12 protein-coding genes are annotated in these 12,381 nt (G+C 61.4%); 2 read left to right on the top strand and 10 right to left on the bottom strand.

Annotation, left to right across the window (positions count from 1 at the left end; genetic code table 11):
• Window positions 1-69: 69 nt before the first annotated feature.
• Window positions 70-1,287 carry a serine/threonine transporter SstT gene (gene sstT / locus I6E39_RS00145; protein WP_235379280.1) on the top strand — a complete coding sequence of 406 codons (1,218 nt, stop codon included), beginning with the start codon at window positions 70-72 and terminating at the stop codon, window positions 1,285-1,287.
• Window positions 1,288-1,430: 143 nt separating this feature from the next.
• On the opposite strand, the gene murI is transcribed toward sstT, so the two are convergent.
• Window positions 1,431-2,201, bottom strand: coding sequence for a glutamate racemase (murI, locus tag I6E39_RS00140; RefSeq protein ID WP_235379279.1), 771 nt, complete (start codon window positions 2,199-2,201; stop codon window positions 1,431-1,433).
• A gap of 103 nt (window positions 2,202-2,304) precedes the next feature.
• Here murI and I6E39_RS00135 point away from each other — a divergent pair, with 103 nt between their 5' ends.
• Window positions 2,305-3,246 carry a LysR family transcriptional regulator gene (locus tag I6E39_RS00135; RefSeq protein ID WP_235379278.1) on the top strand — a complete coding sequence of 314 codons (942 nt, stop codon included), beginning with the start codon at window positions 2,305-2,307 and terminating at the stop codon, window positions 3,244-3,246.
• 124 nt (window positions 3,247-3,370) lie between these two features.
• Here the strand turns inward: I6E39_RS00135 and I6E39_RS00130 are convergent, their stop codons facing one another.
• The 9 genes from I6E39_RS00130 to I6E39_RS00090 all read right to left on the bottom strand — a co-directional run bounded on the left by I6E39_RS00130 (window position 3,371) and on the right by I6E39_RS00090 (window position 12,328).
• Window positions 3,371-4,084: a V-type ATP synthase subunit D gene (locus I6E39_RS00130; RefSeq protein ID WP_235379277.1), complete on the bottom strand. Its 714-nt coding sequence runs from the start codon at window positions 4,082-4,084 to the stop codon at window positions 3,371-3,373.
• A 12-nt stretch (window positions 4,085-4,096) separates the two neighbouring features.
• Window positions 4,097-5,476 (bottom strand): V-type ATP synthase subunit B, encoded by a 1,380-nt coding sequence (locus I6E39_RS00125; RefSeq protein WP_235379276.1) that lies wholly within the window; start codon window positions 5,474-5,476, stop codon window positions 4,097-4,099.
• Window positions 5,473-7,248 carry a V-type ATP synthase subunit A gene (locus tag I6E39_RS00120; protein WP_235379275.1) on the bottom strand — a complete coding sequence of 592 codons (1,776 nt, stop codon included), beginning with the start codon at window positions 7,246-7,248 and terminating at the stop codon, window positions 5,473-5,475. Before I6E39_RS00120 ends, I6E39_RS00125 begins: the two co-directional genes overlap by 4 nt.
• A 136-nt stretch (window positions 7,249-7,384) precedes the next feature.
• Entirely contained in the window at window positions 7,385-7,693 is a 309-nt protein-coding gene (locus I6E39_RS00115) for a V-type ATP synthase subunit F (protein ID WP_235379274.1), read from the bottom strand.
• Between the two features lie 14 nt (window positions 7,694-7,707).
• Window positions 7,708-8,691, bottom strand: a complete 984-nt coding sequence (locus tag I6E39_RS00110) for a V-type ATPase subunit (RefSeq protein WP_235379273.1) — start codon at window positions 8,689-8,691, stop codon at window positions 7,708-7,710.
• 138 nt (window positions 8,692-8,829) lie between these two features.
• A complete protein-coding gene (locus tag I6E39_RS00105) occupies window positions 8,830-9,516 on the bottom strand; it encodes a V-type ATP synthase subunit E (RefSeq protein WP_235379272.1) in 687 nt (228 codons plus the stop codon).
• 22 nt (window positions 9,517-9,538) lie between these two features.
• On the bottom strand, window positions 9,539-10,066 hold the full coding sequence (locus I6E39_RS00100; RefSeq protein ID WP_420908164.1) for a V-type ATP synthase subunit K: 528 nt from the start codon (window positions 10,064-10,066) through the stop codon (window positions 9,539-9,541).
• Between the two features lie 16 nt (window positions 10,067-10,082).
• Entirely contained in the window at window positions 10,083-12,014 is a 1,932-nt protein-coding gene (locus I6E39_RS00095) for a V-type ATP synthase subunit I (RefSeq protein ID WP_235379271.1), read from the bottom strand.
• Complete coding sequence (locus tag I6E39_RS00090) at window positions 12,014-12,328, bottom strand: hypothetical protein (protein WP_235379270.1); 315 nt, start codon at window positions 12,326-12,328, stop codon at window positions 12,014-12,016. Before I6E39_RS00090 ends, I6E39_RS00095 begins: the two co-directional genes overlap by 1 nt.
• Between the last annotated feature and the right edge of the window lie 53 nt (window positions 12,329-12,381).

Here is a 12,381-nt window from a genome sequence, read left to right as displayed (position 1 = left end):
GTGCGTCCTTGAAATACAACTGCTCGCTGGCCGCACCACTCCCCCGCAGAGAGAAAGGAATTGGAAAAAATGGAATTGATCCAAAAATGGAACCGCATCAGTCTTGTGAAACGCATCATCCTGGGCCTGATCCTCGGCGTGATCCTGGGCTTGCTAATCCCCTCCGCCTCTGTGATCGGCGTTCTGGGCACCCTGTTCGTGGGCGCTCTGAAGGCCCTGGCTCCCCTGCTGGTCTTCTTCCTGGTCATGCACTCCCTGGCCCGGCACAAGGGAGGCTCCGGCAGCAACATGTCCACGGTCATCGTCCTCTACCTGGTGGGCACCTTCCTGGCTGCCCTGTGCGCTGTTGTGGCCAGCTTCGCCTTCCCCTCCACCCTGCTTTTGGAGCAGGCCGCTGAAAATTCCGCTCCCGGCGGCATTGGCGAGGTAATCATGAATCTCCTGACCAACGCCGTCAGCAACCCCATCAACGCCATCGTCAACGCCAACTATATGGGCATCCTGCTCTGGGCCGTGGTTTTTGGTCTGGCTTTGAGGAGCTCCGGCGAGGGCACCCAGAAGGCGCTGGCCGACATCTCAGACGCCATGAGCACCGCCATCCGCTGGGTCATCAGCTGCGCCCCCTTCGGTATTCTGGGCCTGGTCTTCACCACCGTGTCCGAAACCGGTTTTGACTCCTTCGCCTCCTACGGCCATCTGATCCTGGTGTTGGTGAGCTGCATGTTCTTCGTGGCTCTGGTGGTCAACCCCCTGATCGTTTTTGTCTGCATCCGGAAGAATCCCTATCCCCTGGTCTTCAAGTGCCTGCGGGACAGCGGCATTATGGCCTTCTTTACCCGCAGCTCCGCCGCCAACATCCCGGTAAACATGAAGCTGTGCAAGGAACTGGGGCTGGATGAGGACAAGTACTCCGTCTCCATCCCTCTGGGCGCCACCATCAACATGGCCGGCGCCGCCATCACCATCACGGTGCTGACCTTGGCCGCCGCCAACACCCTGGGGGTCCAGGTGGACTTTGCCACCGCCCTGCTGCTGAGCGTGGTGTCCTCTCTGGCTGCCTGCGGAGCCTCTGGCGTGGCCGGCGGCTCCCTGCTGCTGATCCCCCTGGCCTGCTCCCTGTTCGGCATCTCCAACGACGCGGCCATGCAGGTGGTCGCCATCGGCTTCATCATCGGCGTCATCCAGGACTCCTGCGAGACCGCGCTGAACTCCTCCTCCGACGTGCTGTTCACCGCCACCGCCGAGTTCCGCAACCGCCGCAAGGCCGGCCGGGACATGGGGTATTGAGTCAATTTCAAGACAATACCGTTCCCTGATATAAGTTCCATTCAACCGGAAATGAAAAGACGCACGCCTGAATCCGATTTGGATTCAGGCGTGCGTTTTCTGTAATACTTTACCGCCGCAGCCGCAGGAAGCCTAAACAGCCCTCAGCACATGCTGGCGAAAAGCGCCCATGCGAAGCGAATCGTATACTCTTTGTGAAGGCTGTTGACGAAGGTGATGCTTCCGCTGCTTTCTTCCTGGTTCCGCCATTCCTTCTCCTCTAACGCCGCAATCGTTCTCTCCGATACTTCCTGGCTGGCGTCAAAGAACGAAACCGGATATCCCAAGGCTTCCTGGATCACATCTTTGGCGAAGGGGAAGTGGGTACAGCCCAGAACAACACTGTCCACAGGCTTCCCGTCCATGGGCCGAAACAGGTCCTTCAGATAACTTATGATCCATTCCCGGTCATTCATCGTCCCTTCCACATACGTTACGATACCCGGCGCAGCCAGGGAAAGGATCTCCGGACCGCCGGCCAAATCCTCCATCTGCTTCTGGAAGGATTCGGAAGCCAGCGTCCCCGCTGTGGCCAGTACCAGGACCCGCCGGCTCACTTCCGCCGCCGCCTTGACTGCGGGCTGAATCCCAATGACCGGGATGCCGGGGCAGCTCCGCCGGACTGCCTCCAACGCGGCTGCTGTGGCCGTATTGCAGGCGATCACCACCGCCTTGGGGTTGTATGGAAGCAGCGACTTGATTGCCGCTACGGTCAGTTCCCGCACCTCGCTTTGGGGGCGGGGGCCATATGGGGCGTTGGCGGAGTCTCCAAAATATAAAAAGCTCTCATTCGGCATCGCGCGGACCAATTTTTTCAATACGCTGATCCCGCCAAAACCAGAATCAAAGACAATAATCGGACGCTGCTGATTCATAAGATCGCCTCCTATGCCTTGATTATAATGGCCCCTTGATATATAATCAAATACAAATGAATCTATAAAACTCATAGTCATATAACTATGGAGGCGTTTGGCTATGGATCTCAAACTGAAATACATCTATACGGTATACAAAGAGAGGAGCTTTACCAGAGCGGCGGAAAAATTATACATCTCCCAGCCTTCCCTCAGCGCCATGGTAAAGAAGGCGGAGCGGGAGTTTGGAGCCCCCATATTTGACCGGGGTGCGACTCCGCTGGAGCTGACACAGGCCGGCCAAGCATTCATTGAGTACATCGAAAATGTGGCCCAGTGCGAGGACACCCTCAACGAAAAGCTATGGGACATTCAAAACCTGGTCAAAGGAACGGTCCGGTTGGGCGGCTCTAATTATGTCCTGTCCAGTATCGTTCCGCTTATTCTGCGCCAGCTCATGCCCCGCTATCCGGAACTTCAGATCGACCTCATCGAGGAAAAATCCTTTTCTCTGCGCCGCATGGTTCAGGACCGCGAATTGGATCTCGTCATCGACAGTTTTGATATGGAGGACGACACGCTGGTATACCACCACCTGCTCAACGAGCAGATCTTACTGGCCGTCCCGGACAGCGAACCGGAAAACGGGCGGCTCAAGCCCTTCCAAATCACCCGGGAAATGATCCGTCAGAATAGACGTCCCGCCGCGTCCCTGCCCTCCGAGGAAATACGGGGGATGCTGGAAAAACCCTTTATTCTTCTAAAGCCGGAAAATGATATGTTTCAGCGGGCACAAAAAATATTTGCCCAATACGGCTCGACCTCAAAGGTCATGCTGCAGTTGGACCAGCTTATCACATCCCTTCAATACACCGAATCCGCACTGGGGTGCAGCTTTGTCACCGATACGCTCTTCCGCTACGGGGACCACGGCAAAAAGATCTGCCTCTACCCCATAGACGGAGCGCCCTACCGAAAGCTGTGCGTCGTCCATAAAAAGGGGAAATATATCTCCAATCCCTGTAAGCTGCTCATTCAAACGGCCCAACAGGTGTTTGGATAACAGCAGGGTATGGTACTCGGAGCCGGCAGGTTTTAGCGACAAATACAGGCACCGTTTGGTTTCCCAAACGGTGCCTGTGTCATTTATTTTATTGACATCGCGGGAGCGGTACAGCAGCCGTCTGTTAAACCTGCTGCGGAGCCTCGCCTTCAGACCCAAAGGTTCTGATGGCCCGGGCGTCCTCGTCCCGCTTCTCCTGGATGGCCTCCTTCAGGATCATGTCCTTGACCTTCATGAGGCGGATGGTATTGGCCCGCTCGTTCTCATCCAGCTTCATGGTAATATACTTGATGCTGGACTGCATCTGAGGGATCTTCACATACTCCAGGGCGTTGACCCGGCGGCGGGTCTTTTCGATCTCCTCCGCCAACAGCTGGGAGGTCTTTTCCACCTCGGCCAGCCGCAGCATATCCTGGAACACCTGGGACATGGCGTCCACGGCGTCGTCCAGCTCGCCGCTGGTCTGGGCAAAGCCATAGGGGTAGACCTCGCCGGGGTCCTGGCTGCTGGTGCGGAAGTGGTACTGGGGCACATCCACAGACATGATATTCTGGAAGGTCATATCCAGCTCCACGGACTGCTTGGGGTACAGCAGGGACTGCTCCAGCATCTCGGGAGACATGAGGGCGGCGGCCACGGTAAAGGAACCGTGGGCCCGCATCAGCCCCTCCTCCACCCGTTTCCGGAGGGCCCGGTTCTCCCGCACCACGTCCATGAACTGCTTCATCAGCTCGTCCCTCTTATCCTTCAGCAGCTTATGGCCCCGCTGGGCGGTCTTGAGCCGGCCTTTCAGCCTGGTCAGCTCCATTCGGGTGGGATTGATGGTGGCGCTTGGCATCTCGATCCCCCCTTAATCCTTTTTGGGCAGGTACTTGTCGATATACTCCGGCTTGATCCGCTTCAGTTCGCTCCGGGGCAGGATGCTCAGCAGCTCCCAGCCCAGATCCAAGGTCTCCTCAATGGACCGGTTCTCGTCGGTGCCCTGGGCCACATAGCGCTTTTCAAACTCGTCAGCAAACTTGGCGTACAGCAGGTCGGTGGGAGACAGGGCGGCCTCGCCCAGGATGGACATCAGTTCCTTGTTCTCCTTGCCGGTGGAGTAGGCGGCGAAGAGCTGGTTCATGGTGTTGGCATGGTCCTCACGGGTCTTGCCGGGACCGACGCCCTTGTCCTTCAGACGGGACAGGGAGGGCAGCACGTCCACAGGGGGATTGATGCCCTTGCGGTACAGCTCACGGGACAGGATGATCTGGCCCTCGGTGATATAACCGGTCAGGTCGGGGATGGGGTGGGTCTTGTCGTCCTCGGGCATGGTCAGAATGGGGATCATGGTGATGGAGCCCTTCTTGCCCATCTGCCGGCCGGCGCGCTCGTACATGGTGGCCAGGTCGGTGTACAGGTAGCCGGGGTAGCCGCGGCGGCCGGGGACCTCCTTCTTGGCGGCGGAGACCTCACGCAGGGCCTCGGCGTAGTTGGTGATATCGGTCAGGATGACCAGCACGTGCATATCCTTCTCAAAGGCCAGATACTCGGCGGCGGTCAGGGCCATACGGGGGGTGGCGATACGCTCGACGGCGGGGTCGTTGGCCAGGTTGGTGAACAGCACGGTGCGGTCGATGGCGCCGGTGCGCTTGAACTCCTCCACGAAGAAGTTGGACTCCTCGAAGGTGATGCCGATGGCGGCGAAGACCACGGCGAAGTTGGCGGCCTCGTCGCCCAGCACCTTGGCCTGACGGGCGATCTGGGCGGCCAGCACATTGTGGGGCAGGCCGGAGCCGGAGAAGATGGGCAGCTTCTGGCCACGGACCAGGGTATTCAGTCCGTCGATAGTGGAGATGCCCGTCTGGATAAACTCGTTGGGGTAGTTCCGGGCGGCGGGATTCATGGCCAGGCCGTTGATATCCCGGTACTCGTCAGCCAGGATGGCAGGGCCGCCGTCAATGGGCTGGCCCATACCGTTGAACACCCGGCCCAGCATGTCGCCGGAGACGGCCAGCTGGAGGGGGTGGCCCAAAAAGCGGATCTTGGAGTCCTTCAGATTGATGCCGGCGGAGGCCTCAAAGAGCTGGACCACGGCGGAGTCGCCGTTGACCTCCAGCACCTTACAGCGGCGGACAGAGCCGTCGGACAGCTCGATCTCAGCCAGCTCATCATAGGTGACACCCTGGACCCTGTTGACCACCATCAGAGGGCCGGAGATCTCCTGAATGGTTTTATATTCCCGAATCACAGGTCATCCTCTCCCTTCTCCGCGATGGCGCTGATTTCTTCTTCCATCTCCACCAGAATGTTGGCGTAGGCGTCCTTATACTGGTCGGCGGGGACGGACTTGGCCCGGCCGATCTTCTCCCGCACGGGGACGGTAAACAGGGCATTCAGGTCTCCGCCCCGCTCCGCTGCGCCGCGGCACTCGTTTTCATACTGACGGATCATGGCCAGCATCCGGGCCTGTCGGTCATACTCGGAGTAGGAGTCAATGTCCACGAAGGAGTTCTGCTGGAGGAAGTCCTCCCGGATCATCTTGGCCACTTCCAGGGTGATCTGGTCCTTGGCGGACAGGGAGTCCTTGCCCACCAGCTGGACGATCTCGTTCAGGCTGGCCTCCTCCTGGAGGGTGGACATGGCCCACTCCCGGTTGGCCAGGAAGTCCTTGCCCAGATGCTCGTCATACCAGGGCTTCAGGGAATCCAGATACAGGGAGTAGGAGTTCAGCCAGTTGATGGCGGGGAAGTGGCGGCGGTAGGCCAGGGAGGCGTCCAGGGCCCAGAACACCTTGACGATACGCATGGTGGCCTGGGACACGGGCTCGGACAGGTCGCCGCCGGGAGGGGACACGGCGCCCACGGCTGTCAGGGAGCCCCGGCGGTCCTCGTCGGACCCCAGGCAGGACACGGAGCCGGCCCGCTCGTAGAACTGGGCCAGACGGGAGGACAGGTAGGCGGGGTAGCCCTCCTCGCCGGGCATCTCCTCCAGACGTCCGGACATCTCACGCAGGGCCTCGGCCCAGCGGGAGGTGGAGTCGGCGATGACGGCCACGGCGTAGCCCATGTCACGGAAGTACTCGGCGATGGTAATGCCGGTATAGATAGAGGCCTCACGGGCGGCCACGGGCATATCGGAGGTATTGGCGATGAGGACGGTCCGCTTCATCAGGGACTCGCCGGTCCGGGGGTCCACCAGTTCGGGGAACTCCCGCAGAACGTCGGTCATCTCGTTGCCGCGCTCGCCGCAGCCGATGTAGACCACCAGATCCACGTCGGACCACTTGGCCAGAGCGTGCTGCATCACCGTCTTGCCCGAGCCGAAGGGGCCGGGGATGGCGGCGGTGCCGCCCTTGGCCACGGGGAAGAAGGTATCCACGATCCGCTGGCCGGACTGCAGGGGGATGACCGGGGGATACTTGTGCTTATAGGGGCGGCCCACACGGACGGGCCACTTCTGCATCATGGGCAGCTCCACCCGGGAGCCGTCCTCCTGCTCCAGCACGGCCACCGTCTCGGTGACGGTGAAGGAGCCGGACTGGATGGATACGATTTTTCCCTTCATCTTGGGGGGGATCATGATCTTGTGGAGGATGGAGGGGGTCTCCTGGACGGTACCGATGATGTCGCCGCCCACCACCTGGGCGCCGGGCTCCACCGTGGCGTTGAACTCCCACTTCTTCTCCCGGTCCAGAGCGGGCACCTCCACGCCGCGGGGCAGATTGTTGCCCTGGACCTTCTTCATGATCTCCTCCAGGGGACGCTGGATGCCGTCATAAATATTTTCCACCAGACCGGGACCCAGCTCCACCGACAGGGGGGAGCCGGTGGTGACCACCTCGGCGCCGGGACCCAGGCCGGAGGTCTCCTCATAGACCTGGATGGAGGCGGAGCCGCCGGTCATGGTGAGGATCTCGCCGATGAGGCGCTGCTCACCCACGCGGACCACGTCCGCCATGTTGGCCTCCTCCATGCCGGTGGCTACCACCAGGGGGCCGGAGACCTTGACGATTTTACCCATAGGCTAAACCTTCTTTCTCGTCGGCACAAACTCCGCTCCGCTCCACCCGGCTAAAGCCGGATATCCGCTTTGCTGCGTTGCGCCTCCTCTCCAAATCGAACCCACTCTGTTGGGCTTCGATTTGGGAATCTTAAAATTATAAAATATCCGCTCCGACCGCCCGTTCCACGGCGGTCTTCACGTTGTCCATGCCGATGCCCAGGGATCCCTCCTTGCCGGGGATCAGAATGATGGCGGGGGTCAGGGCGTCCTTGTACCGCGCGATCTCCGCGGGGAGCTGCGCGGCCAGCTGCTCGGTCATATAGATGATGGCATAATTCTCCTTGGCCATGCGGTGGAGCGCCTCCCGGCCCTCCTCGGGGTTGGTCACGGGGCAGACCTCCAGCCCCAGGGCCTTGAAGCCCAGGACGCTGTCCATGTCGCCCATCACAGCGATCTTATACATGTTCCCCCACCCCCTTACACATAGGTCCCACGGAGCCGGGACCGGATGGTATCTCCATCCAGCCCCGCCGCCCGGCCCGCGAAGATGGTCCGGATGGCGGTCAGCTCCAGTTCACGGGCATACAGGTAGCCCACCACCGTCTGTTCCCCGAAGGGGACGCGGCGGGCGGCGGACAGATAGGCGGTCACAGCGTCGTCACAGGCCTTTTCAAAGGCCGTCAGCGCTCCGCTGCCCGGCTGGGTCAGCTTGGCGCCCAGCTCCGCCGCCTGGGCCAGGGGACCGGAACGGAACACCTCGCCCAGCGCCTCGCCCCGGGCGGCGGCCACCGTCTGCTCGGACACGCTGCCGCCGGGCAGCAGCACCTGGCGCAGGAAGTCTCCCTCCTTCCCCATCCGGTGTACCCGGATGGCGGTTCGGAGGTTGGCCACATCCACCGACAGGCGGACATAGCCCATGAGAAAGTCGCTCTCCAGCTCCCGGGCCAGCCGGGCCATCTCCTCATAGCAGGCCCGGTCCAGGATCACGTCGGCCTGCTGGGGATCGCGGCTCTCGGCCAGGGCGGCCTTGGCCCGGTCCATGGCCTTCCGGAAGGTCTCGGAGCAGCCGCGCAGGTCCTCCCGCTGCCAGCCCTCTAACAGCTCCTTGCCGTCATAGCGCCCGCCGGGCAGGAGCAGCCGCTCCGCCGGCACGCCCATGGCTTGGGCCTTCAGGATGGCCTTGGCGTTGTGATAGTCATATTTCAGCTGGAAGATCTCCACCAGCCGGTGATCGGGGGCAGCCGCCTCCATATCCCGGAAGGTGTCCGCCCGGGCCTGGGCCAGGACGGCGTCCAGCGAAGCTCCTTCTCCGTAGCCGCACTCGCCGAGCACCTTCATGGCCTCGGAGGTGTCCCGTGCGTCGATCATGCGGTCCATGCGTTCCCGGGTCAGCAGACGGTTTTCCATGGCCCGGATGCGGGCGGAGATGGAGAGATAATCCGTATCTTTTCGGTGGGACAAGGTATCCCTCCTCACTTTTGGAATCAGGGCGGAGCAAGGAATGAGAAGCAAGCGGCCATGGCTCCGCCGGCGGCGGGATCTTCCAGGCCTCTCCGGGAAAGCCGGACGCCAAAGCTTCTGATTCCGAACTCCTAAATTTTAATCAAACAGCAGGTTTGCCACTTCCTTCTCCAGCTTTTCCCGCTGGAGGCGGACCAAGGTCTCAAAGGCGCAGTTGATCTCCACGTCGCCGTCCACCATGATGAAGCCGCCCTTGATGGGACGGGTCTCCTCGCTGAGGGTCAGCATCCCGGTGCCGGACACGATGGCGGCGGTGGAGTTGACCACCTTGCCCAGGAAGGCCCCCACCTTGGTGTCGGTGATGGAGTTGGGCAGCTCGGGGGCCACGCCCTTGACCAGGGCGTCATTGGCGGCTACCACCACCTGCTTGCCGATCCGCGCCCGGTCCTTGGGGGAAAAGACCAGCTGCTCCCGGCCGGTGGAGGAGGCCTCCAGCGCCAGACGGGTCAGCAGGTCAATGTATTCCTGGTCGGGCAGGGTGCACAGCTTCTCCAGCGCCAGATCAAAGGCCTCGGCCAGCACCTCCTGCTTAGCCCCCAGGGCCAGCTTTCTGGTCTCCATCTGGGCCGCGGACTTCAGCCGCTCCAGACGTTCGCCGGCGGCCCGGCGGCCCTTAGCCAGGGTATCGGCGGTCTCTTTGTCCGCCTGGGCCTTGGCCGCCTCGCCAATGGACTGGACCTTGGCGTCGGTCTGGGCCATCAGCTGGGTGATCTCCGCCTCAGAGTCCTGAATGATCTTGGCTGTGATTTTTTCGATTCCTTCCATAAAGCCGGTTCCTTTCCCAGCGTCAGGCGCTGATGTTGATGATCATCAGCATGGAGGCCAGCAGGGACAGAATGGCGTAGAACTCCACGGTGATACACAGCACCATACCCTTGGACCAGTCGTCGGGCTTCTTGGCCAGAATGTTGATGGAGCCGGCGGCCACACGGCCCTGGGCGATGGCGGAGAACAGGCCGCCCAGCGCCATGGGCAGGCAGGCGGCAAAGTACTGGAAGCCCTGGGCCACAGTCAGCGCGGGCAGGGTGCCGGACAGCAGGCCCATGCGGAACACGGCGAAGAACCAGACCACCAGTCCGTACAGGCCCTGGGTACCGGGGATGACCTGAAGGATCATGACCTTACCGAACTTGCTGGGGTCCTCGCACAGCAGGCCGGTGCCGGCCTCGCCGGCCATACCGGTGCCTTTGGCGGAGCCGATGCCGCTGAGCACCGCCGCCAGGCCGGCGCCCAGAAGGGCCAGGGCCAGTCCGCCGATCTGTCCCCAGAAAGTGAGCATTGACTGGAGCTCCACCAGTTGATTCATGTCTGTCATTGTTTTATCCTCCTTATTATTTGACCACGTTATAATATTTGGTATTGAGAGTCAGGGGGCGGAAGGGCTTCCCGCCGTCCTGATAGAACTTGTTGAAATACTCCAGACACTGCAGACGCAGATCGTGGACGTAGCAGCCCAGCAGGTTCAGCGCGAAGTTCAGAGTGTTGCCCGCGAAGGAAATAATAATGAAAAGGACGATGTTGCCGGGGATGGCTCCCAAGGTGTTGAACACCTGGGCGATGACCGAGCCGGCCAGCATCAGGGCCATCAGACGGGAGTAAGACAGGATGTCCCCGAAGTAGCCCGTGACGTGGTTGTACAGCGAACCAAAGATGCCGGTGATCTTTCCAAAGCCTTTCCCGGTAATGAGCGGTCCGGCCACCACCATAACACCGCCGAGGATGATAACGAGATTGGTGACCTTCAAAATGGCCAGAGCCAGTCCGGCGAAAACCACCCACCAGGTGACCTCCTCCCAGATGGCGTCCATCACCTGGCCGTCCCGCAGCTTTTTCACAAAGCTGATGGCCATGCCGGTGAGGATCTGGACAAAGCCCAGGCACATGGCTCCGATGAGGATCATCATGGTATCCTCCAGGGGAGTGAACAGGGCGGGCAGGGCGAAGGTGCTCTCAGGGTTGATGAGCTTGAGCAACTGGGGAATAAAATCTCCGAAAAAACCGCCGGTGAGGGCGCCCATAATAAAGGTACTGATGCCGCACAGCACCAGCAGCCCGCACATGTGGCCCATGGTGCCGCCGGGCTTCTTCTTCCACAGTACCAATGCTCCCAGCAGGAACATCACAAGCCCGTACCCCATGTCCGCCATCATGATCCCGTAAAACAGGATGAAGAAGGGAGCCATCAGGGGATTGGGGTCCAGAGAGCCGTAGGCAGGCAGGGAGTACATCTCGGTGACCATGTTCAGAGGCTTGGTAAACCAGTTGTTCTTCAGCCGCACCGGCACATTGGGGTACTCCTCCGGCGTGGGGTCCGCAGCCTCATAGGCACAGGGGTAAGGTTCCAAAGCCTGTTCCAGTTCGGGCCAGCGCTCCGCCGGGACCCAGCCCTCCAGGAAAAACGTCTTGTCGGTGTCCAGCATACGGTCCCGGGACTCCTCCCGGCTGACCTCCGCCGCGGTGGCGTCGGCCAGCTGCTTCAGCGTAGGCCGCAGCCGCCCCATGCCGGCCAGCTTTTCCTCCAGCGCATGTTGCTCCTGGGTCAGCGCCTCCAGCTCCCGGTCTAGGCGCGCGGTATTCTCCGCCGCCGTTCCGGTCCACTCCCGGAGGTTGGCTCTGGACCAGCCCTGGTCCTTCAGGGCTTCCAGCACCGCCTGACTCTGGCTGCTGTGACAGACCAGCAGACAGTACCGGTTTTCCCGGTCGGCTGAGATCTGGGTCAGCTGGGTCAGCTCTCCCGCCGCCAGAGCGGCTTCCTCTGCCGTTTCAAAGGGGACCGCTCCAGGCAGGGTTCCCAACTGGATGGTCACCTGGCCGCCGGATCCGGTCTCCAGCGGCAGGTCCAGCCCCAGCCAGGGGGCCAGCGCCGCCTTCTGTGTCTCCAGCTTGAGCTGCTCGGCATGGATGGCGTTGATGCGCCGCTCCGCGCCGTTGATCTCCTCCGCCGCTTCCAGGGCCTGCCCCGCGGCCTTTTGGTCCAGGAGCTGGTCCTCCGTCAGGTCCGGCTTTGGCCGGAGCAGGCCGCCCTTTTCCGGGGCGCTGCGCTTCAGCACAGCCACTGCCCGCTCCGCCTCGCTGTTCCGTTCCCGCGCGGCGCTCAATCCTCCGCTGTCCGGGCGGGACAACCCAGTCCACAACGGATCGGAGGGATCCACGGACGGCTCATCAATCTCCACGCAGCCCATGCTCTGGAGCAGGTGCAGCAGGTCCTCCCGGTCGCTGCCCATGGCTACCAGACGCAGATGCTTCATTTTGACGATGGCCATCAGCGATTCACAACCCTTTCTACAATCAACTGGGCGGCCTGGTCCAGACGCTGGCGTGCATCTTGCTTCATGGTCTCGCACTCCTGCCGGGCCTGGTCCATGACCTGCTCCGCCAAGCGGGCGGCCTCAGCCTCCGCGTCCCCCAGCATCTGACGAACCTCGGCCTCAGCCTGACCCCGGGCTTCCTCCAACAGACGCTGCGCCGCGCGCTGGGCTACCAGAACTTTCTGCTTGCTCTCCGCCGCCGCCGCGTCTCTGCGCTGCTTGGATTCCGCTTCCGCCTGGGTCACTTTCTGAATGGCTTCTACTGCCATGATTCCACCACCTTTTTTGTCTTAGCGCATTGCATAGGAAAAATCTCTAGGTT

Origin of the sequence: Pseudoflavonifractor phocaeensis (genome assembly GCF_021531375.1) — a bacterium.
GTDB lineage: Bacteria > Bacillota > Clostridia > Oscillospirales > Oscillospiraceae > Lawsonibacter > Lawsonibacter phocaeensis_B.
This window is presented reverse-complemented; position numbering and strand designations above follow the sequence as displayed.